21 protein-coding genes, 2 other RNA genes and 5 pseudogenes are annotated in these 23,141 nt (G+C 69.9%); 15 read left to right on the top strand and 13 right to left on the bottom strand.

Features of this window, described 5'->3' with window-relative positions; genetic code table 11:
• Window positions 1–105: 105 nt before the first annotated feature.
• Genes LJ657_RS03365 through LJ657_RS03375 form a run of 3 tightly spaced genes read left to right on the top strand, consistent with a single transcriptional unit; the run spans window position 106 to window position 2,908 of the window.
• On the top strand, window positions 106–966 hold the full coding sequence (locus LJ657_RS03365; RefSeq protein WP_232646657.1) for a Nif3-like dinuclear metal center hexameric protein: 861 nt from the start codon (window positions 106–108) through the stop codon (window positions 964–966).
• The gene (locus LJ657_RS03370) at window positions 963–1,706 is read left to right on the top strand and encodes a zinc ribbon domain-containing protein (RefSeq protein WP_232646800.1); all 744 of its coding nucleotides are present in this window, start codon (window positions 963–965) and stop codon (window positions 1,704–1,706) included. The genes LJ657_RS03365 and LJ657_RS03370 overlap by 4 nt, the downstream gene beginning before the upstream one ends.
• An 11-nt stretch (window positions 1,707–1,717) precedes the next feature.
• On the top strand, window positions 1,718–2,908 hold the full coding sequence (locus LJ657_RS03375; protein WP_232646658.1) for a bifunctional RNase H/acid phosphatase: 1,191 nt from the start codon (window positions 1,718–1,720) through the stop codon (window positions 2,906–2,908).
• Here the strand turns inward: LJ657_RS03375 and LJ657_RS03380 are convergent.
• Together LJ657_RS03380 and yaaA are read right to left on the bottom strand one after the other, a co-directional pair.
• A complete protein-coding gene (locus tag LJ657_RS03380; RefSeq protein ID WP_232646659.1) occupies window positions 2,883–3,530 on the bottom strand; it encodes a bifunctional 4-hydroxy-2-oxoglutarate aldolase/2-dehydro-3-deoxy-phosphogluconate aldolase in 648 nt (215 codons plus the stop codon). The genes LJ657_RS03375 and LJ657_RS03380 overlap by 26 nt on opposite strands.
• A gap of 72 nt (window positions 3,531–3,602) precedes the next feature.
• Window positions 3,603–4,385: a peroxide stress protein YaaA gene (gene yaaA / locus LJ657_RS03385; RefSeq protein WP_232646660.1), complete on the bottom strand. Its 783-nt coding sequence runs from the start codon at window positions 4,383–4,385 to the stop codon at window positions 3,603–3,605.
• 117 nt (window positions 4,386–4,502) lie between these two features.
• Between yaaA and LJ657_RS03390 the strand changes: the two genes are divergently transcribed.
• Window positions 4,503–5,936: an RNB domain-containing ribonuclease gene (locus LJ657_RS03390; RefSeq protein ID WP_232646661.1), complete on the top strand. Its 1,434-nt coding sequence runs from the start codon at window positions 4,503–4,505 to the stop codon at window positions 5,934–5,936.
• Here LJ657_RS03390 and LJ657_RS03395 read toward each other — a convergent pair.
• On the bottom strand, window positions 5,887–6,513 hold the full coding sequence (locus tag LJ657_RS03395) for a hypothetical protein (RefSeq protein WP_232646662.1): 627 nt from the start codon (window positions 6,511–6,513) through the stop codon (window positions 5,887–5,889). The genes LJ657_RS03390 and LJ657_RS03395 overlap by 50 nt on opposite strands.
• Window positions 6,510–7,283 (bottom strand): MerR family transcriptional regulator, encoded by a 774-nt coding sequence (locus LJ657_RS03400; protein ID WP_232646663.1) that lies wholly within the window; start codon window positions 7,281–7,283, stop codon window positions 6,510–6,512. The genes LJ657_RS03395 and LJ657_RS03400 overlap by 4 nt, the downstream gene beginning before the upstream one ends.
• Before the next feature lie 163 nt (window positions 7,284–7,446).
• Between LJ657_RS03400 and LJ657_RS03405 the strand changes: the two genes are divergently transcribed.
• From LJ657_RS03405 to LJ657_RS03435, 7 genes and pseudogenes are all read left to right on the top strand, one after another.
• Entirely contained in the window at window positions 7,447–8,025 is a 579-nt protein-coding gene (locus LJ657_RS03405; protein WP_232646664.1) for a Uma2 family endonuclease, read from the top strand.
• A gap of 46 nt (window positions 8,026–8,071) precedes the next feature.
• Window positions 8,072–8,890 (top strand): AraC family transcriptional regulator, encoded by an 819-nt coding sequence (locus tag LJ657_RS03410; RefSeq protein ID WP_232646665.1) that lies wholly within the window; start codon window positions 8,072–8,074, stop codon window positions 8,888–8,890.
• An 85-nt stretch (window positions 8,891–8,975) separates the two neighbouring features.
• A pseudogene (locus tag LJ657_RS48875) lies at window positions 8,976–9,695 on the top strand (DMT family transporter); the annotation flags it as partial.
• A 118-nt stretch (window positions 9,696–9,813) separates the two neighbouring features.
• Window positions 9,814–10,220, top strand: an RNA gene (gene rnpB / locus LJ657_RS03420) — RNase P RNA component class A.
• A 399-nt stretch (window positions 10,221–10,619) separates the two neighbouring features.
• Entirely contained in the window at window positions 10,620–12,545 is a 1,926-nt protein-coding gene (locus LJ657_RS03425; protein WP_232646667.1) for a zinc-ribbon domain-containing protein, read from the top strand.
• A gap of 52 nt (window positions 12,546–12,597) precedes the next feature.
• An RNA gene (rnpB, locus tag LJ657_RS03430) (RNase P RNA component class A) lies at window positions 12,598–13,003 on the top strand.
• Window positions 13,004–13,240: 237 nt separating this feature from the next.
• Window positions 13,241–13,501, top strand: a pseudogene (locus LJ657_RS03435) (hypothetical protein); the annotation flags it as partial.
• Between the two features lie 20 nt (window positions 13,502–13,521).
• Here the strand turns inward: LJ657_RS03435 and LJ657_RS48040 are convergent.
• The 8 genes from LJ657_RS48040 to LJ657_RS03470 all read right to left on the bottom strand — a co-directional run bounded on the left by LJ657_RS48040 (window position 13,522) and on the right by LJ657_RS03470 (window position 20,132).
• Window positions 13,522–13,644 carry a hypothetical protein gene (locus LJ657_RS48040; RefSeq protein ID WP_269786065.1) on the bottom strand — a complete coding sequence of 41 codons (123 nt, stop codon included), beginning with the start codon at window positions 13,642–13,644 and terminating at the stop codon, window positions 13,522–13,524.
• Between the two features lie 161 nt (window positions 13,645–13,805).
• Entirely contained in the window at window positions 13,806–13,958 is a 153-nt protein-coding gene (locus LJ657_RS03440; RefSeq protein WP_232646668.1) for a hypothetical protein, read from the bottom strand.
• Window positions 13,955–15,295: an NtaA/DmoA family FMN-dependent monooxygenase gene (locus LJ657_RS03445; RefSeq protein WP_232646669.1), complete on the bottom strand. Its 1,341-nt coding sequence runs from the start codon at window positions 15,293–15,295 to the stop codon at window positions 13,955–13,957. Before LJ657_RS03445 ends, LJ657_RS03440 begins: the two co-directional genes overlap by 4 nt.
• A 114-nt stretch (window positions 15,296–15,409) precedes the next feature.
• Complete coding sequence (locus tag LJ657_RS03450) at window positions 15,410–16,111, bottom strand: nitroreductase (protein ID WP_232646670.1); 702 nt, start codon at window positions 16,109–16,111, stop codon at window positions 15,410–15,412.
• Window positions 16,112–16,383: 272 nt separating this feature from the next.
• The gene (locus LJ657_RS03455) at window positions 16,384–17,124 is read right to left on the bottom strand and encodes an NADPH-dependent F420 reductase (RefSeq protein WP_232646671.1); all 741 of its coding nucleotides are present in this window, start codon (window positions 17,122–17,124) and stop codon (window positions 16,384–16,386) included.
• Window positions 17,125–17,228: 104 nt separating this feature from the next.
• Window positions 17,229–17,822: a TetR/AcrR family transcriptional regulator gene (locus tag LJ657_RS03460; RefSeq protein WP_232646672.1), complete on the bottom strand. Its 594-nt coding sequence runs from the start codon at window positions 17,820–17,822 to the stop codon at window positions 17,229–17,231.
• 240 nt (window positions 17,823–18,062) lie between these two features.
• Window positions 18,063–18,899: a helix-turn-helix transcriptional regulator gene (locus LJ657_RS03465; protein WP_232646673.1), complete on the bottom strand. Its 837-nt coding sequence runs from the start codon at window positions 18,897–18,899 to the stop codon at window positions 18,063–18,065.
• 483 nt (window positions 18,900–19,382) lie between these two features.
• Window positions 19,383–20,132 (bottom strand): SDR family oxidoreductase, encoded by a 750-nt coding sequence (locus tag LJ657_RS03470; protein WP_232646674.1) that lies wholly within the window; start codon window positions 20,130–20,132, stop codon window positions 19,383–19,385.
• Window positions 20,133–20,226: 94 nt separating this feature from the next.
• On the opposite strand from LJ657_RS03470, the pseudogene LJ657_RS03475 reads away from it, so the two are divergent.
• The 3 genes and pseudogenes from LJ657_RS03475 to LJ657_RS03485 form a co-directional block, all read left to right on the top strand.
• Window positions 20,227–20,367: pseudogene (locus LJ657_RS03475) on the top strand (DUF6233 domain-containing protein); the annotation flags it as partial.
• A 160-nt stretch (window positions 20,368–20,527) separates the two neighbouring features.
• Window positions 20,528–20,635 (top strand): annotated as a pseudogene (locus LJ657_RS03480) (IS5/IS1182 family transposase); the annotation flags it as partial.
• 221 nt (window positions 20,636–20,856) lie between these two features.
• On the top strand, window positions 20,857–21,249 hold the full coding sequence (locus tag LJ657_RS03485) for a nuclear transport factor 2 family protein (RefSeq protein ID WP_308117003.1): 393 nt from the start codon (window positions 20,857–20,859) through the stop codon (window positions 21,247–21,249).
• 8 nt (window positions 21,250–21,257) lie between these two features.
• Here LJ657_RS03485 and LJ657_RS03490 read toward each other — a convergent pair.
• Window positions 21,258–22,065: pseudogene (locus LJ657_RS03490) on the bottom strand (IS5 family transposase).
• Between the two features lie 95 nt (window positions 22,066–22,160).
• Here LJ657_RS03490 and LJ657_RS03495 point away from each other — a divergent pair.
• The gene (locus tag LJ657_RS03495) at window positions 22,161–23,099 is read left to right on the top strand and encodes an alpha/beta fold hydrolase (protein WP_232646676.1); all 939 of its coding nucleotides are present in this window, start codon (window positions 22,161–22,163) and stop codon (window positions 23,097–23,099) included.
• Window positions 23,100–23,141: the final 42 nt, after the last annotated feature.

Consider the following 23,141-nt stretch of genomic DNA (forward strand, 5'->3'; position numbering starts at 1 on the left):
GGGTGTGCTGAAGGGGACCGGGGGTGAGCCCCGGTCACCGGCCCCGCTCCACCCGACGTCGGACATCGGTTCAACGCCACAGATCAGCCAGGTAGCCTTTTGCCCGTGCCCCTCCTGTCTGAAGTCATCGCCGCGCTGGAGAACCTGTGGCCCGCCGAGCGGGCCGAGTCCTGGGACGCGGTCGGCACAGTCGTGGGCGACCCCGGCCAGGAGGTCACCCGGGTCCTGTTCGCGGTCGATCCCGTGCAGGAGATCGTCGACGAGGCGGTGAAGCTGGGCGCCGACCTGCTGGTCACCCACCACCCGCTGTACCTTCGCGGTACGACGACGGTCGCGGCGACCCACTTCAAGGGCCGCGTCGTACACACGCTGATCAAGAACGACATCGCGCTGCACGTCGCCCACACCAACGCGGACACGGCCGACCCCGGAGTCTCGGACGCCCTCGCCGGCGCGCTGGACCTCCGCGTCGTACGCCCCCTGGTGCCGGACCCGGCCGATCCGTCCGGCCGCCGCGGCCTCGGCCGGATCTGCGAGCTGGACCACCCGCTGCCGCTGCGGGAGTTCGCCGAGAAGGCCGCCGCCCGGCTGCCCGCCACCGCGCAGGGCATCCGCGTAGCCGGGGATCCCGAGGCGATCGTCCGCACGGTCGCCGTGAGCGGCGGCTCCGGAGACAGCCTCTTCGACCAGGTCCGCGCGGCCGGTGTCGACGCCTTCCTCACCGCGGACCTGCGCCACCACCCGACCGCCGAGTTCATGGCGGCCGGCACCCAAAGCCCCCTCGCGCTGCTCGACGCGGCGCACTGGGCCACCGAATGGCCCTGGTGCGAGCTGGCCGCCACCCAGCTCGACGAGATCTCCGACCGCCACGGATGGGACCTGCGCGTCCACGTCTCGAAGACGGTCACCGACCCCTGGACCGCCCACGCGGCCTCACCTCTCACCCCTGCAGGAGCCCCCAACTGAACGCCGCGCCCGCCGACCAGATCCGACTCCTCGACGTCCAGGCACTCGACGTCCGGCTGCAGCAGCTTGCGCACAGGCGAAGGTCGCTGCCCGAGCACGCCGAGATCGAGTCGCTCACCAAGGACCTCACCCAGCTGCGCGACCTGCTGGTGGCCGCCCAGACCGAGGAGAGCGACACCGCCCGCGAGCAGACCAAGGCCGAGCAGGACGTGGACCAGGTGCGCCAGCGCGCCGCCCGCGACCAGAAGCGCCTGGACTCCGGTGCCGTCACCTCCCCCAAGGACCTGGAGAACCTCCAGCGCGAGATCGTCTCTCTCGCAAAGCGGCAGAGCGACCTCGAGGACGTCGTCCTGGAGGTCATGGAGCGCATCGAGTCCGTGCAGGAGCGGGTCGCCGAGCTCACCGAGCGCGACTCCTCCGTCCAGTCGAAGATCGACGACGCGACCGCGCGCCGGGACGCCGCCTTCGAGGAGATCGACGGCGAGGTGGCGACGGTGACGAAGGAGCGCGAGGTCATCGCGGGGACCATCCCCGCCGACCTGCTGGGGCTCTACGACAAGCTGCGCGAGCAGCAGGGCGGCATCGGTGCGGCCAAGCTGTACCAGCGCACCTGCCAGGGCTGCCGCCAGGAGCTGGCGATCACCGACATCAACGACATCCGCGCGGCCGCCCCCGACACGGTGGTGCGCTGCGAGAACTGCCGTCGCATCCTGGTGCGTACGGCCGAGTCCGGCCTCTAGGAGCCTGTGCCGTGCGGGAGTTCATCGTCGAGGCCGACGGCGGTTCGCGGGGCAACCCGGGACCCGCGGGCTACGGATCCGTCGTGCTCGACGCGGCGACGGGTCAGACCCTGGTCGAGGCCGCGGAGTACATCGGCGTCGCGACCAACAACGTCGCCGAGTACCGGGGCCTGCTGGCCGGCCTGCGCGCCGCCCACGAACTGGACCCCTCCGCCAGGGTCCACGTCCGCATGGACTCCAAGCTGGTCGTCGAGCAGATGTCGGGCCGCTGGAAGATCAAGCACCCCGACATGAAGCCGCTGGCGACGGTGGCGGCCCGCGTGTTCCCCGCGGACCAGGTGACGTACGAGTGGATCCCGCGGGAGCAGAACAAGCACGCGGACCGGCTGGCGAACGAGGCGATGGACGCGGGGAAGCGGGGCGAACAGTGGTCGCCGGCGACTTCTACGGCGGAGCTGGACGCGTCCGCCGCGAGGGCCGCGGCCCCTGAGCCGGCCGCCGCCGATGCCCAGAAGGCCGACGCCGATGTGCGGGCCGCCACGGCCGTCGCCACCCCCGGCTGGGCCCCCGCCGACCTGGGCGCACCCGCGACCTTCGTCCTGCTGCGGCACGGTGAGACCCCGCTGACTCCGCAGAAGCGTTTCTCGGGCAGCGGTGGCACCAACCCCTCCCTGTCCGACGTCGGCCGGGACCAGGCCGAACGCGCCGGGGCCGCGCTGGCCCGGCGCGGCACCATCCAGGCGATCGTCGCCTCGCCCCTCGCCCGTACCCGGGAGACCGCCGGCATCGTCGCCTCCCACCTCGGCCTGGAGGTGAGCATCGACGACGGACTGCGCGAGACCGACTTCGGCGCCTGGGAGGGGCTGACGTTCGCCGAGGTCCGCGAGCGCTACCCCGACGACCTGAACGCCTGGCTCGCCGACCCGGAGGCCCAGCCCTCGGGCGGCGGCGAGAGCTTCGCAGCGACCGCGACCCGGATGGAAGCCACCCGGGAGAAGCTGGTGGCGGCGTACGCGGGCCGCACGGTCCTGCTGGTCTCCCACGTCACCCCGATCAAGACGTTCGTACGCCTGGCCCTGGGCGCCCCGCCCGAGTCCGTGTTCCGCATGGAACTGTCGGCGGCCGCGCTGTCCGCGGTGGCCTACTACGCGGACGGCAACGCGAGCGTACGGCTCTTCAACGACACGTCCCACCTGCGCTGAGCGCCCAGGTGAGCCCCGCCGCCTCGCGGGCCAGCGACTCGATCCGCCCCCAGTCGCGGGCCGCGAGGGCGTCCGCCGGGAGCATCCAAGTACCGCCCACGCAGCCGACGTTGGGGAGCGCCAGGTAGTCGGGCGCGCTGGCCGGGCCGATGCCCCCGGTCGGGCAGAACCGCGCCTGCGGCAGCGGCCCCGCCAGCGACTTCAGATACGCCGTACCGCCCGCCGCCTGCGCCGGGAAGAACTTCATCTCCCGCACCCCGCGCTCCAGCAGCGCCACCACCTCCGAGGTGGTGGACACCCCCGGCAGGAACGGCACCCCGGACGCCTTCATCGCCTCCAGCAGTACGTCCGTCCAGCCGGGGCTGACCAGGAAGCGGGCCCCGGCGGCCACCGAGTCCATCACCTGCTCCGGCGTGATCACGGTCCCGGCCCCGACGACCGCGTCCGGCACCTCATCGGCGATCGTGCGGATGGCGTCCAGGGCGGCGGGCGTCCGAAGGGTCACCTCGATGGCGGGCAGTCCACCCGCCACCAGCGCCCGCGCGAGCGGTACGGCGTCGGCGGCGTCCTCGATGACGACGACGGGCACGACGGGGGCAAGGTCGAGGAGCGATGAGGCCATGCCGACATCGTGCCCGTGCGCAACAACATACACAACGGTGATTGCACATGTTGCAACGCGCGCCGATGTCCGTCAGTGGATCTCGTCCACCAACACGTCGAGCATCCAAGCTTTTCCAGCCCCCGTCGGAGGCTCCACCTCCACCACGTAACCGAGCTCGCGCAGCGTCTCCACCAGCTCCGCCGGGCCCTTGGGTGCCGCGCCCGCCGTCAGCAGGCTCCGGACGATCCGCCCCTTCGTGGCCTTGTTGAAGTGGCTGACCACCTTGCGGGTGGGCGCATGCAGCACACGCACGCTCGCCGTACGACCGGCCACCTCGCCCTTCGGCTTCCACGCGGCCGCGTACGCGGAGGACCGCAGGTCGAGCACCAGCCCGTTCCCGGCGGCCTCGGGCAGGACGGCCGCCATCGGCGTCCGCCAGTACGCACCCAGCGCCCCGATCCCGGGCAGCTTCACGCCCATCGAGCAGCGGTAGGAGGGGATGCGGTCGTTGATGCGCACCGCGCCCCACAGCCCGGAGAAGACGAGCAGTGACCGTGCAGCCCGCCTCTTCGCGGCGGCGTCCAGGGAGGCCAGGTCGAGGGCGTCGTACAGCACACCCGTGTAGATCTCCCCGGCGGGCCGCGCCCCGGCGGTCAGCAGCTCGGCGTTCTTCGCGACCTCGCCCCGCAGCCCCTCACTCAGCCCGAGCACCTCACGCGCCTTCTCCTCGTCCCCGGCGCACAGCCCGACCAGTTCGCCGAGCACGGCCTCACGGGCCGGGGTGAGCCCCGGCAGTGACAGCGACTCCGTCTTCAGCGGGGCGCCACGGCCAAAGGACGCCTTGCCTTCGGAGGGAGGCAGCAGGACAAGCACGGAAGATCTCCTTCTGTTTGAGCTCCCGGACAGCGTACGGGCCCCGGTGTGCTGAGAGCCTGGGTCTGAGTCCCGCTCGGATCAGCGGGACTCAGACTCAGGCTCTACCCTCGCTGTATGCCCCGCCGCCACATCCGCGTGACCGGCGCCCCCGAAGCCCCCCTCCGGGCCGCCCTCACCGCGCTGCGCACCGAACTCGGCATCTCCGAGAGCTACCCGCCCGAGGCGCTGGCAGAGGCCGAGCGGGCGGCGAAGACCCCCACGGTCCCTTCATACGACGCCACGGACATCCCCCTGTTCACCATCGACCCGCCCACCTCCACCGACCTCGACCAGGCGATGCACCTCTCCCGGCAGGGCACCGGCTACCGGGTGCGGTATGCCATCGCGGACGTGGCCGCCTTCGTCGTGCCCGGGTCGGCGCTGGACGCGGAGACCCACCGGCGGGTGACCACCCTGTACTTCCCCGACGTGCGGATCCCGCTGCACCCGGCGCTGCTCAGCGAGGGCGCCGCCAGCCTGCTGCCCGGCCAGGCCCGCCCGGCCGCCCTCTGGACGATCGACCTCGACGCGGACGCCCGTACGCTCGCCGTCGACGTCCGCCGCGCCCTCGTCCGCAGCAGGGCCAAGCTCGACTACGCCGCCGTACAGAAGCAGATCGACGACAAGACGGCCGAGGAGCCGCCGGCGCTGCTCAAGGAGATCGGGGAGGCACGGGAGCGGCTGGAAGTGGAACGGGGCGGAATCTCGCTGAACGTCCCCGAACAGGAGGTCGTGGAGCACAACCACGCATACGAGCTCAGCTACCGCGCCCCCCTCCCCGCCGACGGCTGGAACGCCCAGATCTCCCTGCTGACGGGGATGGCGGCGGCCGACCTCATGCTCTCGGCCGGCACCGGCGTCCTGCGCACCCTGCCCGCCGCCCCCGACGGCGCCGTCGGCCGCCTCCGCCGCACCGCGCACGCCCTGCACATCGACTGGCCGCACCACGTCTCGTACGCCCAGCTCATCCGCTCCCTCGACCCGCACCGCCCGCACCACGCGGCCTTCCTCCAGGAGTGCACGACACTGCTGCGCGGCGCCGGCTACACGGTCTTCCGGGACGGCGACCTCCCGCCCATCACCACGCACGCCGCCGTGGCCGCCCCGTACGCCCACTGTACGGCGCCGTTGCGGCGACTGGCCGACCGGTACGCGTCGGAGATCTGCCTGGCGGCCGCGGCGGGCGAGCCCCCGCCCGACTGGGTACTGGCCGCCCTGGACGCGCTGCCGCACGAGATGGCCGACGGCAGCCGACGCGCGGGCACGGTGGAGCGGGAGTGCGTGGACATCGTGGAGGCGGCGCTGCTGGCGGGCCGGGTGGGGGAGGTGTTCGACGGATGCGTGGTGGACGTGGAGGAGCGTCAACCGGGCGTCGGCACCGTGCAGTTGGAGTCCCCGGCGGTCATCGGCCGTGTCGAGGGAGAACACCTGCCGCTGGGGGAGCGGCTACGGGTGCGCCTCACCCAGGCCGATCCTGCATCGGCCAAGGTGCGCTTCGCACCTGCGTGACGGCAGGCGCGAGGACTTGTACGAGGGTCTGTACGAGGCTGTCGGCGTCGTCGGCGTGAAAGCGGACCAGGCGGATCTCATGCCGTCGGCCGAGGAAGGTGAAGTGGGCGACGGGCTCGGCGAGTTCGAGGGTGACGGTGGTCCGCGCGCCCACCGCGACGTCGAGCTCGCCGGGGGCGCGTGTGTGCGTGGTCCGCAGCTCGCGGCGCACGGACGCGATGCGGTCGACCGGTATGCGCAGATCGACGTGCACGGCGCGGCGGATGCGCAGCACGTCGGCGCCGAGCACGTGCGGCCGTACGACGGAAGCCGCGTGCACCCCGACGACGAACACGATGGTGTAAACGTCGAGCACGAGGACCCCCTGATGCACGGCGGGGTAGTCACGCAGCAGCACGGACATCGTCAGCGTCTCGACGAGACACACGAAGGCGATCCCGAACACCACCGCGCCCTGCCCCCGCGCATACCCGAACACCCGCCCGCCGTCGGCCCCGTGCGTGCGCCGGGCCACCCACATCGCCAGACTGGTGAGCAGCCGCAGCTCATGCCGGACGAGGACGTACGCCGTTCTCATCTCCCCTCCTCGGTCTCGGTCTCGGTCTCGGTCAGGATCCGCATCGCCCGGCGGATCGCCTCCGCCTGGGCCGGGGCGAAGTCGGCGTAGAAGGCGCGCAGGAAGCCGTCGTCCTGCCCGACCCCGGGCTCGGGGAGCAGGCCGTCGGGCAGACAGGCGGCGAGGGCGTGCGCCGCCTCATCGACGCGGGGGTCGGCCGGGTCGGCGTCGGCCAGCCGGTCAAGCAGCGAGTACACCTCGGTCGCCCGGGCGATCGCCTCCGGGGAGCCGAAGGCGTCGCGCAGCACTCCGACCAGACGCTCCCGGACCTCCGGGTCGGCGGTCGTCTCGATGAGCGCGAGCATCTCCCGGTCCTTGGCCGCCATGGGGGAGCCGACGGCCACGTTCGCCATGTCACCGAAGAGCGCGGCCAGTCGAGGCGAGACCGGCCCCTCCGCCGGCAGCCCGCCCTCCGCCTCCAGCAGCGCACGCAGTCGGGTCCGCCGCTGCCGGATCGCCGTCTCCTGCCGGGCCAGGTCCTCGTCGAGTTCGGTGAGCACCTCGACGAGGTCCTTCCCGGCGTCCTCCGCCAGCACGTCCCGCACCTCCGCGAGCCCCATCCCCAGCTCGGTCAGCCGCCGGATCCGCGCGAGCACGACGGCATGCCGCAGCGTGTAGTCCCGATACCCGTTGGCCAGCCGCTCGGGTTCCGGCAGCAGCCCCTGATGGTGGTAGTGCCGCACGGTCCGCGTGGTGACGCCGACGACCGCGGCGAGTTCTCCGATCCGCATGGGACCAGTACAGAGGCTGACGTCGCGGCAGGGTCAAGCGGGCGGGGCGGCGCCTGACGGCCGAGGTGATCGTGTGCCACGATCGAGGAAACGGTTCCCGATCTCTCGGACAGGTGATCTTCCGATGTCCCAGTCTGGCGAGCGACCGAAGGAGGGGCGTGACATGACTGCCATGGCCCACGAGCCGCTCACGCCGGCGGAGGGACTGCTGGAGATCTTCCTGTCCCTCGACACCCCGGAGGGTTTCCGGGCGGAGCTGATCGAGGGAGAAAACGTTGTGACGCCGCCGCCGGACGGGGACCACGAGGACTACATCGAGCTGATCGTCAACCAGGTGTACCGGCGGTCTCGGACCGACATGCAGTTCTCAGGAAACAAGGGGCTGAAGCTGCAGAGCGGGGGCGGCTGCCCGAAGAACCATGTGATCCCGGGCGGCGCGTTCGCTCCCAGGGAGCTGCGGCTCTACCGTGGCGCCGACTCCTGGATGCCCTGCGAGGGCGTCGCCATGGTGCTGGAGGTGACATCCACCAAGCCCAGGGCCGACCGCGAGGCCAAACGCCGCTGCTACGCCCGCGGCGGCATCCCCCTCTACCTGCTCATCGACCGTGAGGTCTCTTCGATCACCCTGTTCAGCGACCCCGAGAACGACGACTATCGAGAACAGTGCACCCGCCCCCTCGGCAAACCGCTCACCCTCCCCGCCCCCTTCGCCTTCGACCTGGAGACAGCGGACTTTCTCTGAGCCGCCCGGCGTTGCACCCTGTGAACGACGGAAATGGGGGCGGCGCATGGAGCAGGCACTGTGGACCCGCGCCCGCCTCGGCCGCAGCGGGCCGCCCCTCGACCTGCTGACCGCCCGCTTCCAGCAGCACGTCTACGCCCCGCACGCACACGCCGAGTACACCATCGGAGTCTGCGTCGGCGGCTCCGAGGTCATCGACTACCGCGGGGGCCACGTCCGCACCGGCCCCGGCTCGATCGTCGTCCTCGACCCCGGCGAGGTGCACACCGGCGGCCCCGAGACCACCACCGACGGCTACGCCTACCGCGCCCTGTACGCCGACCCCGCCCTCCTCGCCGACGGCACCCTCGGCGGCGTGCCGCACTTCCGCGACCCCCTGATCGACGACCCCGAGCTGGTCGCCGCCCTCCGCCTCGCCCACACGGAACTCAGCGCCTGCCCGGACCCGTTGGAGACGGAGTCCCGCCTCCCGTGGCTGCTGACGGCCCTGGCCCGCCGCCACTCCACAGCCCGCGCGGCCCCGGACGCGGTACCGGGCGCCGACCACATCGCTTTCGTGGTCCGCGACCGCCTGGCGGACGAACTGCTGGAGCCCCCGTCCCTGGCCGACCTCGCGCGGGACCTGGACCTGTCCCGCTACCAACTCCTGCGAGCCTTCCGTACGACGATGGGCATACCGCCGTACGCCTGGCTCGCCCAGCACCGGGTAACCCTGGCCCGCCGCCTCCTGGAGACGGGCCTGCGCCCCGCCGAGGTGGCCCCGCTCGTCGGCTTCGCGGACCAGGCGCACCTCACCCGCTGGTTCCGCCGGGTGCTCGGGGTGACTCCGGCGGCGTACCGCAACAGCGTTCAAGACGCCAGGTAGCCGGCGAGCCGATTCTGTCTGCATGACTGCACGCGGCTGGTTCCTGTTCTCCCTGATGGGAGTCGTCTGGGGCATCCCCTACCTGATGATCAAGGTGGCGGTGGACGCCCCCCTCTCCCCGTCCGTGGTGGTCTTCACGCGCTGCGCCCTGGGTGCGGCCCTCCTCCTCCCCTTCGCGATACGGCAGGGCGGCCTGATCCGAACCGTCCGTTCGCACTGGCTGCCCATGCTGGCCTTCGCGTGCATCGAGATCATCGGCCCCTGGTTCACGCTCACGGACGCGGAACGGCACCTGTCGAGCTCCACGGCGGGCCTGCTGATCGCGGGCGTGCCGATCGTGGGTGTGGTGCTGGCCCGCTTCTTCGGCGACACGGAGAGGCTGGGGCTACGGCGAGGGGCAGGACTGGCGCTGGGCCTGGCGGGCGTCGGAGTCCTCACGGTCCCCCACCTCACCGGCGGCGACGCCCGCTCCCTCGGCGAGGTCATGCTGACGGTGCTGGGTTACGCGACGGCACCGTTGATCGCGGCACGCTGGCTGAAGGAGGTCCCGACCCTGCAGCTGACGGCCCCGTGCCTGGCACTGGCGGCGGTCGTCTACGCAGCACCGGCGACGGCGACCTGGCCATCGTCCCTCCCGTCCGCCTCTGTCCTGACAGCCCTGATCGGCCTGGGAGTGATCTGCACGGCACTGGCGTTCGTGGCCTTCCTGGAACTGATCAAGGAGGTCGGTCCGACCCGCGCGACGGTGTTCACGTACGTCAACCCGGCGATAGCGGTGGCAGCGGGAGCCCTCTTCCTGAACGAGCCCTTCACCTTGGGCATCGCGATCGCCTTCACCCTGATCCTGGCGGGCTCGGTCCTGGCGACGGCGGCCGCCGGTCCGGCGAAGGGCGGACGCCCGGTAGCATGGTCCACACGGCAGACGAGCCGGGCGGACGGCCGCGTGGAGTCCCCTTGAGGGGCTTCCCGAGGAACGTCCGGGCTCCACAGGGCAGGGTGGTGGCTAACGGCCACCCGGGGTGACCCGCGGGACAGTGCCACAGAGAACAAACCGCCGGGGACCTCGGTCCTCGGTAAGGGTGAAACGGCGGTGTAAGAGACCACCAGTGCCCAGGGTGACCTGGGCAGCTAGGTAAACCCCACCCGGAGCAAGGTCAAAAGGAGCGCCGTAAAAAGCGCTCTGCGGGGACGTTCGAGGGCTGCCCGCCCGAGCCCCCGGGTAGACCGCACGAGGCCGGTGGCAACACCGGCCCTAGATGGATGGCCGTCTCCCCGGCTGCCGCGAGGCGGTTGGGTGACAGAACCCGGCGTAGCATCCGAGTATCGTTCCCACCCGGCATAAGCGCAGGTCAGAGCGTGTGTGGCAAAGGGAAGTCGGCAGGCCGGGTCGAATCCGGGTCGAATTTCGCCGTGCGAGTGCGGAGTGACGTTCGCCGACTGAGGCGCCAATCGTCGAAAGCGCTGTGACCAGCGGAAAAGCGTCGGACAGTCAGACACCTCGGACGATATAAAAATATCGTCCGAGGTGTCTGGCTTGGTCAAATGCGGATGATCTGGACATCGGTGCGGCTCTGTCAGACCTCGCTCGTATCCTCACGCCGTGATCGCAGCTCAAGGTTCAGACGCGTCCGGGAGTGACGGGTCAGCACTCGCCGCCTGGCCACCTCGGCCAGCACCGCTTGACACCGGGAGTGGTGGGCGTGAGGACCGGTTACGGATGCTTCGACAGATGCGGTCCGTCTGGGACGACTTCAACGGGGCCCACCGTGAGCTGATCAAGAAGGAAGTGGCAGTGGCCCGGGCCCGGCAGGCCGAGGTCGTCGCTTACTGGAATCGGCACAAGGTCACGGTCATGGGTCGGTGGCGCAGCCGTATCGGTGGGCGTGGAGAAATGACCGTGGCGGACATCCCGGAGGTCGCAGCGCAGTGGCACCGAGACAACGTCGTCCGTCCTGAGAATGTCTTGGCGACGACTCAAAGGCGAGGCGAGGCCAGTCCGTTCCGGTGGCAATGCCCCCTTGGCTTCGGTCATGAGCCGTGGCCGGCCTGGCCCAAGGACCGCATCCGGAAAGGTTCGGGGTGCCCCGAGTGCCGGCGCTTGATCCGGCTCGCGGACCTTCCGGCGCTGGCCGCTCAGTATCGTGGAGAGAGACCAACGAGCGACATCACCCACGCTTCGCACGAGAGTGTGCCGTGGATCTGCCGGACGTGGGCAGTCGATCCAAATACCGGAGTGTGGTGGCCAGTTGAGCATCGTTTCGAGGCGGTGGTTAAAGAGCGGGCTCTTCAGGGGAATGGCTGTCTGGTGTGTGCGGGGTACGTGATCGACGATACGAACTCACTGTTCACCTGGTTCCCGGAAATCGCTGACGAGCTGGATGCTCCGGACCTTGACCCGCGTCGGCTGCCGACGAGCCAGCACAACGTGTCGCAAAAGCATGCTGCCGCAGCGGGCAATCGGGGCGTGTACGCGACCCTGTCTTGGCGATGCCGTCATGGCCACGGCTGGGAAGCCACGGTCCTCAACCGTGTCCAGGGCACCGGCTGCCGCAAGTGCTCGACCTCTGGGATATCGAAGGAGCAGGTCCGGCTGGTGGCTGAACTCGCGGGACTCATCGACCTCGTACCGCCGGAGAGCCAGGATCCACGGCTGCCGGACGGTGCGCCCGACTTCGCCTCGCACCGTCTCACCGTTCCGCCCGAGCACAAGCCGGCCCGCTGGCGCTACAAGGACGTCGAGGTCGACGCCGTCTTCCATCTGCCTCACGGTGTCCGCGTAGGCCTCGAGTACGACGGAGCTTTCCACCACTCGACCAGACAGCGGGACCGCCGCCAGTACGAGAACGACAAGAGCCGGGTACTGGTCGCAGCGGGGCTCCTGGACCTGCTCATACACGTGAGAATCGGCGATCTGCCGGAGATGGACTCTCCCCACGCCCTGGTCGTAGCGGTGCCCGAACGGGCCACGGCCTACCAGCAGGCCAGTGCGGTGGCCTCGGCCCTCGCGATGCGTTTTCCCGAGGCTGTGCCCGGCCTGGACGCGTACCTCACTGGTGGCACCGCCCGGCATCAGGCCGCTGCTGATGCCTACATCGCCGCGGTGTGGGGCGAGGTGCGTCCTCCGCGCCGAAAGCCGAAGAAGGCGGGCCCGCCGACACCGCGCCGCCTCTCACCAACAGCACCGCATGCGGACAGCCTGTTGTCACCCGTTTCCGAGCCGTACCGGAATCCAGAAAGCCCAGACCAGATCGTCCGCGACTACCAGTGCGGGTGCGGCAATCCCGAGATCTTCACTGCTGTCCAGTCCCAGGTCACTTCTGGAAACACCCGTAGTTGCGGATGTTTGGCCACACAGGCCAGGCGGCGTCAGCGATCAGCTGTCTCCGGGCCCGAGACGCACGCAGTCCGAGCCTGGGCTCAGCAACGGGGGATACCCACCGGTCGCAGCGGACGAGTCCCGGACCGGGTGACTGCTTCCTACCGGCTCGACCAGGCCAGGCGTAACGACCTGCTCGGCCCGGACGGGCTGCTCGACGAGGGACGCGTTCGCGAGTGGGCGGTGTCCGTAGGCCGCCAGCTGGGCGCGAGGGGCAGGGTGACCGGCGAGTTGTGGCTCGACTACTCCACAAAGCCGGAGCCGCTCGTCGGCCGCTGATCGACGAGACAAGGAGCCGCGCCTGGTCGGCTAACATGGTCGACACGGCAGACGAGCCGGGCGGACGGCCGCGTGAAGTCCCCCAGGGGGCTTCCCGAGGAACGTCCGGACTCCACAGGGCAGGGTGGTGGCTAACGGCCACCCGGGGTGACCCGCGGGACAGTGCCACAGAAAACAGACCGCCGGGGACCTCGGTCCTCGGTAAGGGTGAAACGGTGGTGTAAGAGACCACCAGCGCCTGAGGTGACTCAGGCGGCTAGGTAAACCCCACCCGGAGCAAGGTCAAAAGGAGCCGCCGTAAGAAGCGGCTCTGCGCGGACGTTCGAGGGCTGCCCGCCCGAGTCCGCGGGTAGACCGCACGAGGCCGACGGCAACGTCGGCCCTAGATGGATGGCCGTCTCCCCGGCCGCCGCGAGGCAGCCGGTTGACAAAATCCGGCGTACAGCCCGACTCGTCTGCCATTAGGGCTCTGACCTGGCCATATGGCCAGGTCAGAGCCTTTCGTTGCATCTCGGCACATCCCGCTTCTACCTGGGAGTTCCTGGGAGGTCCCGTGCACCGGCGCGGGGTGCTGGGCCGTGGGTTCGATGAGTGATGTCACCGAGCCGGCGGAGGGGGCTGGTGGGAGCCGGGGCTTCGATCTGGACGCGTGGATTTGCGTCGCTGTGCTCTGGTCGTGGCCGGGGTCGCCGCGTATGCCTCGTACCTGCACCAGCGGAGTTCGCGCTGCAGGGCGGAGCCGACACCTATCAGTCGTGAGGGTCAATCTCCCCCTTCCGGCTGTGCCGCATGACGGTCGCGCACTGCTGTCTGGAGTTGGCGACCTGACGTGTCCATTTCCAGCCAAGGTGAGGGATTCTACTAACGAGGCACGAGTGCCGCCGGAGGACATCGCCGGTGTAGCGCTGTTCTTGGCGTCGGAAAAGGCGGCGTTCATCAACGGAGCCATTCTGCTGGTCGACGGCGGCGATCTCGTTCATGAGTCCTCACCGCGGCGATTCACGAGCATCGATATCACGGCAGTCAGGTTGCCCTTGGCCAGCCGGACCGGGTGATCGACGACGCGGGTGTCCGGGGGGAAGCTGAACTGGAACTTCATGTCTTCGATGTGGCGGGCCAGGCCGTCGGTGTAGTGGCCGTCGGGCCAGTGCGCCCGGACGTTCTTCGCGCGGCTCTCGCCCAGGCGGTCCCACTTCTGGCCTGAGAAGACGACGAAGTCCAGTTCGTCGAAGGTCTCCAGATTGCGCCGCTCCTCGTGGGTCAGGTGCTTGGGGTAGGAGTCAGCGGTTCACCTGTCGCCCAGCAGACCATCAGGCAGAACGCGGTGTAGCCACCGGTGTCGTCCTGGCAGAACGTGCGGAAGCCATCTCCGTTCAGGTTGCGTCGAGGAATGGGCTGCGTGGTGGTGGTCATGACCGGGCCGGCTTCGTGAGACGCGGGTCCAGGCCATACTGCTCGTGGGCGCCGAGGTTCTCGCGCAGTGTGGAGCCTTCGTAGTCGTCGTGGAACAGGCCGCGTTCCTGCAGGATCGGGACGACCTGGTCGACGAAGGCGTCGAAGCCGTCGTGGTAGCTGTCGACGGCGATCGAGAAGCCGTCGCAGGCACCTGCCTCGAACCACTGCCGCATGTGGTCGGCCACGTCGGCGGCGGTGCCGGCGACCACCGGGTGGTAGTCGATGACGCCGTGGGCGAGCACGTCGCGCAGGGTCCAGCCTTGCCGGGCCACTTCGAGGGCGCGGGCGGAGCGCGGGTCGTGCGGGCTGGGTACGGCATCGGCGAGCTGGTCCGCCGTCAGCGGCTCGTCGAGCTGGCCGGGGTCGAGCGGGAGGCCGATCATGGCGCCGAGGTAGCGGACGCGTTGGTTCAGGTCGACGACCTCGTCCAGGAAGCGGCGCCGCTGAAGGGCGGCCTGGCGGGAGGGGGCGATGGTCGGCATGAAGCCGGCGAGCATCTTCACCTCCTCCGGGTCGCGTCCGGCGCGCTTGGCGGCGTCCCGCAGGGCCTGGCGCTGGGCCCGGGCGTCCTCGATGGTGTACGGGTTGGCGTAGACGCCACTGGCGTAGCGGCCCGCGAGTTCCAGGCCGTAACTGCCGCCGCCTGCCTGGAAGATGACCGGCTGGCCCTGCTCGGACGGGGGGATGGGCAGCGGGCCACGGGAGGCGGCGTGCTTGCCCTGCAGGTTGACCGGCTGGATCTTGTCCATGTCGGCGAACCGCTTGCCGTCGACGTCGAGCAGCCAGGCGTCCTTCTCCCAGCTGCCCCACAGCCCCTGCACGATCTGGATGACCTCGTGGGCACGCTCGTACTTCTCCGCGCGCGGCGGGATCGTCGCGCCGAAGTTCGCCGCGGCGGCGGGGTCGGAGGTGGTCACCGCGTTCCAGCCGGCCCGGCCGTGACTGATCACGTCCAGGGCCTTGAACTGGCGAGCGAGATTGTAGGGCTCGGTGAACGTGGTGGAGGCGGTGGTGACCAGGCCGATCCGCTCGGTCTCACGCGCGAGGACGGTAAGGATCAGCAGCGGGTCGATCATGTGGTGCGGGGCATGGTGGTCGAGGTCGACGTCCAGGACCGGGGTGTCCGCGATGAACAGCAACTGGATCTTGCCGCGCTCGGCGGCCTGCGCGTAACGCACGAACTGGTCCATGTCCGTGTAGCTGTTCAGGTTCGCACCCGGCAGCCGCCAGGCCCCTGGGGCGGCTCCGTATCCGCCGCTGAACTGCATGCCCAGGATCATCTGTCGGCTTGTCATGGTTACTCCTCAGACGAGGTGGTGAGAAACGGAGTATGTCTCCGATGCGGGCGCCGGGCCCGGGCCGGCCGAGTGGCGGCCCGGGCCCGGCGCCGGATGGTTCCGGCGGGCGGACTACTGCCCGCCGAGGACTCCCGGGGTGTCATGCAGGACCACGCTCCGCTGCAGCGGAACCCGCTCCGTGCGGAGCGTGTTCACCGGTGCCGCCGGGTCGGCCATGCCGAAGGAGATCCCGAACAGCAGCTTGAGCTCCGCGGGGACGCCCAGGAACTCGCGGACGGTGTCGGCGTAGACGCCGAGGACGGTCTGCGGGATGCCGGCCAGCCCCCGGGCCGCCAGCGAGAGCAGGAAGTTCTGCGCGTACATGCCGATGTCGCCGGCCGTCCGTACCCCGTCACCGAGGGCCGGCATGAACAGGAAAGCGGCATGGGGAGCGCCGTAGAACTCCAGGTTCTCGCGGACCGCCGCCCTCCTGCCGTCTCGGTCCGAGCGCTCGACACCCCGGACCCGGTAGACACTCGCGCCCAGGGCATGCGACCGCTCGAGGTAGATGTTCTCCTCGCCGTAGCCATCGGTGAAATCCGGAGAGGTCCGCCCCTCCTCCTCGGCCCGGAGCAGCTCTTTGCCCAGGGCGTCCCGCGCCGCACCCGAGACGACGTGCACCGTCCACGGCTGGGTGTTGCTGTTCGAGGGGGCGGTCTGCGCGTCTTCCAGCACACCGCGGATGTCCGCAGGGGACAGGGCGGTGGGCAGGAACTGCCGGGGGGAGCGGCGGGAGCGTGCAATGTCGGTGAAGGGTGATGCGGTGCCGGGCAAGGCGGTTCCTCTCCGTGGCGCGCAGTCTCCGCCACGGCGGCTGCGGCACAGCGCAGTACGGCAGGCCGCACGAGGCGGCAGTCGACGTGAGGGCCGGATGCGAGATGCGCTCTTGCGACTATCTGCAGGCTTGCGGATGTTCGCAGGCAGCGGGGTGCCGAGGCTGCAGTGTGGGGGGACGGTGCGCCCTTCGTGTTCGTCTTTGTGCGTTCGTGGCGTGCCGCTGCTGCCGCTCTCGTGCCGTTGCGTGCACGAGTGCCGCGTCGGGCGACTCAGCGGTGGGCGGCGCGGTTCATCTCGACGATGTCGTCGAGAGTGGGATTGGCACCGCGGGCGGCGATGCGTTCCGGGAGGCTGTCGCGGATGGCTGCGTCCTTGGCGCGGTCGGCCGCGGCCAGGGCCGCCGGCAGTTCGTCGAGGGTCAGTTCGGTGCAGTAGGCGGGGCTGTTTGGCTGCTGGCGCCAGGAGTCGGCCAGTGTGCCGGCGTCGTAGGGGTCGAAGCCGGTGTCGTCCACGAGCTGCATGGCCACGCGCCGCGCCTCGTCGGAGTCGCCGGCGACGGGGATGGCGAGGCGGCCGGGCGTTCCGGCCGGGACGCCCCGGGTCTGCTGTGTTCCGGCCAGGGCTGCGTTCCACGCCTTGACCACGGGGCGGCCGAGCAGCTCGGCGGTGTACACGCTCTCCACCTGGCCGTTGTCCACCGCCTCGATCGGCTCGCTGAGCATGCCGGGGTAGTAGTTCGAGGTGTCGATGACCACCGTCTCGTCGGGCACCGACGCGAACAGGTCCGCCAGCTGGCCCGCCACCCCGAACGGGATCGACAGGACGATGACGTCCCGGCCCTGGACGGCGGCGTCGGAGAGGTCCACCGCGCGGGCCCCGGACTCCAGCACCTCCGCCCGGACGGCCTCGGGGCCGCGGGCGTCGGCCACCTGGACGTCGTGACCGGCCGTGCTGAGCTTGGCAGCGAGGTTCCCGCCGATGGCACCGGCGCCTATGACAGTAATTTTCATGATTTGTTCCCTAGGAGGTTGTGCCGCCCCTGGGGCAGCACGACGTGATGGATGGGTGGTGGTGCCCGCCTGGCGTTGCGGGGCGGAGCGGGGTGCCTGGCGGTTTACGCCTGGGTGTCCTGCCGGCGGTAGCCGCTCGCGATGAGTGTGCGGAGCCGGTCGAGCGACTCCTCCTCGGTGCCGGTGCCCTTGATCCAGGCAACGGAACAGGCCGCGAGGAACAGGTCGTGCCCCCGCACCGACGCGCGCACGCGCCCCGCGAGCTGCGCGGCTCGCACGTACTGGTCGGTGGCGGAGATGAGGATGTGGCAGGGGATGGTGAGCGGGTTGTCCGGCTCCTGGGCCCGGGCGGCGGCCATGAGCGGGTCCGGCAGCCCGCTGAAGGCGCTGAAGTACTCCTCCATCGCCCGCAGCCACTGCTCCAGCGCCTCGGCGGGGTCGCCGAGCTGATCGATGTCCGCCTGGCGGGCCACCAGCTCCTCGGAGCGCGTCTGTAGCACAGCCGCCAGCAGTGCTTCCCGGGTGGGGAAGTGCCGGTACAGGGTGGCGGGTCCGACGCCCGCCTCCTTGGCCACCGCCTCGAGGGAGGTGCCGACCCCGTGCTGCAGGAAGTGACGCTGCGCGGTCTCCAGGAGGGCAGCGCGGTTGCGCTGGACGTCCGCGCGGGGCTTGCGTTCCCGCTGTGCACCGGCGCTCATGCGCCCTCCTGTCTGCCGTGCTCCTGCGGCCGCATCAAAACGGATGCTGCCTCCGTACTTGGTCGAGAGTAAAACGGAGGCAGCGTCCGGTCAAATGGGCGGCCTGAGCGCGGAGCCCGGACACCGCAGGGGGCCGACACATTGAGCAGCCGTAGAGCGCGGGAGCCGTGCGGGCTGCACCATTCCAGGGGACCCTTGTCCGGCCTCTCCAGCGCGGAGCCCGGTCCTCGGTCCAGGACGTCAGGGGGTGAGCTGTTGGTGTCCGATGACGGCGAGCAGTTCGAGTTTGCTGTGGCTCTCCGTGCCGGGGCGGGTGGTCAGCACCACCAGGGTCTGGGCGCGGTTCTCGGTGTACAGGAGCTGGGCGTCGACGTCGATGCGGCCGAGTTCGGGATGGAGGAGGGTCTTGCAGTCGCCGTAGCGGGCGACTTCCTGAAGTTCCCACATGCGGACGAACTCGGGGCTGCGTTCCTGGAGTTCGGCGAGGATCCGGGCGGCTCGGGGGGTGTCGCTGCCGGCTGTCAGCGCGGCCCGCAGGCGTGCCGCCTGGGCGCGGCCGTGGCTTTCGTGGACCTCCTCGGGATACACCAGACGTTCGGCCGGGTCCATGAACCAGCGGTAGTAGCCGCTACTGGCCAGACCGGTGTGGCGGGTCTGGTCGCCGAGCAGCGCGATGGCCAACGGGTTCATCGCGAGGGTGTCGGACAGGTCGGTCGTTACCAGGGCAGGGGAGTCGTCCAGGCGGTCCAGGACCCGTAGCAGCGTCGGGCTGACATGCTCCGAACGCAGGAAACGGGCCGGGGCGTTGTGCCCGATGAGGACGAAGAGATGGTCGCATTCGTCCAGGGTCAGCCGCAGCGCCCGGGCGAGAGCCGCGGTGATCTGGACGGAGGGCTGCGGAGCACGCTGCTGTTCCAGCCGGGCGTAGTAGTCGGTGGACATGCCGGCGAGCTGCGCGACCTCCTCGCGGCGCAGCCCCCGTGTACGCCTGCGCGGCCCCTCGACCAGCCCGACGTCGCGGGGCCGCAACATCTCACGTCGGTGGCGCAGGAATTCCGCCAGTTCCTTCTTGTCCATGCCGTCCATCCTCGCCGCATCCTGCCCGGCTATCCAGAGACCGCCGATCCATGGCTGAGCCCTCCTCTCCCACCCGCGCGAAGCCGCTCGTATGGCTGGCTGGCCGACGCGAGGGCGCGCGCGGCGAGACGACCCGATGACCACCTACCCCTGCATGACCCGCTGGGCAATTCGCCGGCTGTTGGCGCTGCGCCGCTTTGGACCCAACGCTTTGACCGGCCCCGGCCCCGGCCCCGGGCCTCGTCGCCGGCCCGGCTGACACGACGATGTTCGCCGAGTCAGCCGGGCGCTCGCGTGCCCCTCGGCGTTCAGGACGGAGCCGGTCGTCTCCGTTGAGACGACCGGGGCGGAGCCGAAGGCGCTTCCTTACCGTTCCGCGTCTTCGGTGAGGAGCTCCCCGAGGCGGTCCAGCTCGCGTTCGTCCATGATGCGGCCCGACAGGACCCGCCCGCGTGCTGTTGTTACGCGTCTGTCACAGGTCGGTCAGCTGCCGCTGAGCATGGCGAGGACTTCGTCGTAGGAGCCGTTGGCCTGCGCGTCGCGGAGGAACCTGGCGCGCTCCACGACCAGTTCCTTGGCGTCGGGCTTCTCACGCAGCAGGCCGAGAACCTCGGTGAGGAAGTCGTCCAACGGCATGGACTGCTCGTTGTCCTGCTGGCCCATCAGGGTCGTGCGCACAGCCGGCGGGACCATCTCGATCACCTGGACGCCGGTGTCAGCACTGGCGAGCTGGATGCGCAGGCTCTCGGAGAAGGAGTGCAGCGCGGCCTTGGTCGCGTTGTAGGTCGGTGTGAACGGGAGCGGTACGAACGCCAGCGCGGAGGTGACGTTCACGACGACCGCCTCGTCCTTGCCCACCAGGAGGGGCAGGAAGGCGTATGTCATCCGGATCGTGCCGAGCAGATTGGTCGCGACGTGATCCTCGGCGGCCTGGAGTCCGGCCGGGTCGAGGACGCTCTCCGGCAGCTGAATGCCCGCGTTGTTGACGAGGACGTTCAGCCCCGGGTGGCTCGCCGCCACGGTCTCACTCGCCCGGGCGATCGAGTCGGGGTCCGCGACATCGAGGACGAGCGCGTCGATGCCCGGGTGCTCGGCCGTGATCTCGTCGAGGAGTTCCTTGCGCCGGCCGGCGACGATCACCTTGTTGCCGGCCTCGTGCAGACGCAGGGCCAGACCGAGGCCGATGCCCGAGGTTCCGCCGGTGATCAGGATCGTGTTGCCAGTCATCTTCATGAGGGTCCTGCTCCTTCGGTACGGCGGGCCGGTGAGCGCCCGCAGCCTCGACCGTAGGAGCGTCCGCGCAGGGGCGGGAGAGGAAGGTTTGTCCATGGATCGGCGGTCTCTGCCTCGTGAAGCGAACGCCGCACGTCGGGCTGGGTCCTGCAGAAGCCGGACGGCGGGCCGCGGTCCCGGCCGAGGCGTAGTCCACGCCGTCGACTGCGAGGAAGCACCTGCCGGGGCACCGCCGCTGACGCTGGATCAGGCGCTGGACGACGCGGAGCATCCCGGTACCCGGCTGTGCTCCGTGGGCAGCCCATGCTCGACGTCCCGTACGAGCTGGTTGAGCACGTCTCGTGGCTCATCCACCCCCTATCGCGGCTTACTACAGCGCCTGCGCCACCGCCCGCACCCCTTACACGGCCACCGTGAACTTCCCGGAGCACTACCAGCGATACAACCGCGCCCACGCCCGTCTCCGCGCTCCAGGCGAACGCGCCTTCGCCCGTCTCAAGTCCGGCGACTTGATGGTGGCCGGCTGGGGAGGATCGTCGGTCCATGGATATGTGATCCTCTCCCGCCCCCGCCGATACACCCCCATAGTCGAGACTGCCGGCGCGCCCGGCCCCTGCGGCGAAGGAGAGCATCGCCGCGGCCAACGGTGCCTACGACCAGGTGCTGGCCATGCTGAACGGGCACCAAGGCCTGATCCAGCAACGCACAAAATGGAGAGCCGAACGTGAAACCCACGCATGAAGACACCGTCGAAATCAGCAGGGCCGTGGCGCTGTGGGCGCACATCATGGACGAGCACGAACTGGACCGGCTCGGCGAATGCCTCACCGAAGACGCGGTGTGGGACGGCAGCGTCTTCGGCGGCGACCCGGTCGTCGGGCTGGACGCGATCGCGACCTTCATGAACGCCCCCGGGCACGCGAAAGCCCACCACACGACGAACATCGTCGTGTCGGAAGGCCCGGGCGATGAGGTCCGGGCCCGATCCAAAGGTCTGAGCCTGCTGGAGGGCGGGGGTGTCGCCAGCGTCGTCTACGCCGACGACCTGCGACGCACCGATGACGGCTGGCGCATTTCCCGGCGGGTCATCCATGTCACGTGGCCACATCGCTTCTAGGGGTGCTTTCAAAAAGCCGGGTGCTTGCGGGCGAGTGTCATGCAGTAGGCGAGTTGCAGTAAGGCGTCGTGCATGTCGTCGCGTGCTTCCCACCGGATCCGCAGGCGGCGAGGGCCATGGAGCCAGGCGATGGCGGACTCGGTGTCCCAGCGGACCTTGCCCAGGCCCGAGCGGTGCGGCTGGCTCCGTCGAGCGATCTTCGGTGTGATGCCGCGCTCGCGCAGTCGGCGGCGATAGAGGTCGTAGTCGTAGCCGCGGTCGGCATACAGCATCCTGGGTTTGGGCCCCGCTTGCCCCGCACCGGCCCAAGGCTGTCGATCAGCGGCAGAAGCCGGGTGACATCGTGGCGGTGACCGCCGGTCAGCGACACCCGCAGCGGGGTGCCGCGGGCATCGGTCAGCGCGTGATGCTTCGAGCCCGGCCGCCCGCGGTCCACCGGGCTCGGACCGACTTTCGGGCTGCGTCGCCCCCGTTTGGCCTGCACGTGTGAGGCGTCGATGGTGGCGCGGGAGAAGTCGAGACGGTCCGCCGCCCGCAACCCGTCCAGCAGCACCCGCTGGAGTTCCTCCCACACCCCGGCCTCCTGCCACTCGGCCAGCCGCCGCCAGCAGGCAGGACCCGAACCGAACCCCCACTCCTGCGGCAGGAACTCCCACTGGACACCTGTGTAGAGGACGAACAGCACACCTTGGAGCGTCTTGCGGTCATCGATCCGCTTGCGCCCCGGTACCGGAACCGCCGCTCATGCTTCGGCAACAGCGGCTCGATCACCACCCGCAACCCGTCCCTGACCTCCCATGGCTTCCGCCGCGCCATGGTCACACCCCACAGAAAACACGGGATTACGTACATCTCCACCGTGCCACAACACGATCTTTCTGCAAGGACCCCTAAAAGGACGTAACACCGCCATGAACGCTTTCACCACCGCCGTAGCCGTCGGGTCGGAGGAGCCGCTCAGCCCCGGCTACGACGCGGCGACCAAGGACGACGCCGAGTTCAACAAGTACTTCCGGCACGGCTTCACCACCATCGACGACGTGCAGATGCACTACGTCATCGGCGGCGACGGCCCGCAGGTCTTGGTGCTGCTGCACGGCTGGCCGCAGAGCTGGTACGAGTACCGCCAGATCATGCCCTCGCTGCTGCCCGGCCGCACCGTCATCGCCATCGACCTGCCGGGCATGGGCGACTCGACCGGAAACCCGCCCTCCATGACCAAGACGGTCCTGGCCACCTACGTCCACAAGCTGCTCAACCACCTCGGCCACCACGAGAACGTACACGTCGTCGGCCACGACTTCGGCCTCAACGTCGCCTACCCACTGGCCGCCCAGCACCGCGACCAGGTGGCGGGCCTGTTCCTCATGGACGGCGGCCTCGTCGGCAAGAACCTGAAGTTCGCCACCCTCGCATCGGTATCTTGGCACTTCTCCTTCTTCCTGCAGAATCCGCTCGCCGAGGAACTGGTCACCGGCCGGGTCGAAACCTTCCTCACCCACTTCTTCCAGAGTGTGAAGACCGCCGGCGAGAACGTCTCCGACGACGAACTCGCCGAGTTCGTCCGGGTGTTCTCCCGCCCCCAGGTCCTGCACGCCGGCTTCGAGCTCTACCGGACCCTGACCCAGGACGAGGCCGACAACACCAAACTCCAGGACACCCCGCTGACCATCCCGGTCCACATGATCACCCAGGCCGCCCTCGCCGACGTGTTCCTGCCGCCCATCCAGGACGCCGCCCCCCACGCCACCTCCGCCATCGTCCCCGGCGCCGGACACTTCCTCGTCCACGAAGCACCCGACCGCGTCCTGGCCGAGATCAACGCCTTCTACCCCACCCCCACCCCCTGACACAAAGCACCACACGACCACATGACGTCCAAACCATCCGAC

It is taken from the genome of Streptomyces guryensis (assembly GCF_021261325.1).
In the GTDB taxonomy this organism is placed as follows: domain Bacteria; phylum Actinomycetota; class Actinomycetes; order Streptomycetales; family Streptomycetaceae; genus Streptomyces; species Streptomyces guryensis.

What these genes read in the sequence shown, in the direction of transcription:
- LJ657_RS03460 (WP_232646672.1), bottom strand. Translation starts at nt 17,822, where the DNA reads ATGAGCGCCGGTGCACAGCGGGAACGCAAGCCCCGCGCGGACGTCCAG.
- LJ657_RS03405 (WP_232646664.1), top strand. Translation starts at nt 7,447, where the DNA reads ATGACTGCCATGGCCCACGAGCCGCTCACGCCGGCGGAGGGACTGCTG.
- LJ657_RS03495 (WP_232646676.1), top strand. Translation starts at nt 22,161, where the DNA reads ATGAACGCTTTCACCACCGCCGTAGCCGTCGGGTCGGAGGAGCCGCTC.
- LJ657_RS03440 (WP_232646668.1), bottom strand. Translation starts at nt 13,958, where the DNA reads ATGACCACCACCACGCAGCCCATTCCTCGACGCAACCTGAACGGAGAT.
- LJ657_RS03470 (WP_232646674.1), bottom strand. Translation starts at nt 20,132, where the DNA reads ATGAAGATGACTGGCAACACGATCCTGATCACCGGCGGAACCTCGGGC.
- LJ657_RS03465 (WP_232646673.1), bottom strand. Translation starts at nt 18,899, where the DNA reads ATGGACAAGAAGGAACTGGCGGAATTCCTGCGCCACCGACGTGAGATG.
- LJ657_RS03425 (WP_232646667.1), top strand. Translation starts at nt 10,620, where the DNA reads ATGCGGTCCGTCTGGGACGACTTCAACGGGGCCCACCGTGAGCTGATC.
- LJ657_RS03390 (WP_232646661.1), top strand. Translation starts at nt 4,503, where the DNA reads ATGCCCCGCCGCCACATCCGCGTGACCGGCGCCCCCGAAGCCCCCCTC.
- LJ657_RS03380 (WP_232646659.1), bottom strand. Translation starts at nt 3,530, where the DNA reads ATGGCCTCATCGCTCCTCGACCTTGCCCCCGTCGTGCCCGTCGTCGTC.
- LJ657_RS03395 (WP_232646662.1), bottom strand. Translation starts at nt 6,513, where the DNA reads ATGAGAACGGCGTACGTCCTCGTCCGGCATGAGCTGCGGCTGCTCACC.
- LJ657_RS03400 (WP_232646663.1), bottom strand. Translation starts at nt 7,283, where the DNA reads ATGCGGATCGGAGAACTCGCCGCGGTCGTCGGCGTCACCACGCGGACC.
- LJ657_RS03410 (WP_232646665.1), top strand. Translation starts at nt 8,072, where the DNA reads ATGGAGCAGGCACTGTGGACCCGCGCCCGCCTCGGCCGCAGCGGGCCG.
- LJ657_RS48040 (WP_269786065.1), bottom strand. Translation starts at nt 13,644, where the DNA reads ATGAAGTTCCAGTTCAGCTTCCCCCCGGACACCCGCGTCGTCGATCAC.
- LJ657_RS03455 (WP_232646671.1), bottom strand. Translation starts at nt 17,124, where the DNA reads ATGAAAATTACTGTCATAGGCGCCGGTGCCATCGGCGGGAACCTCGCT.
- LJ657_RS03445 (WP_232646669.1), bottom strand. Translation starts at nt 15,295, where the DNA reads ATGACAAGCCGACAGATGATCCTGGGCATGCAGTTCAGCGGCGGATAC.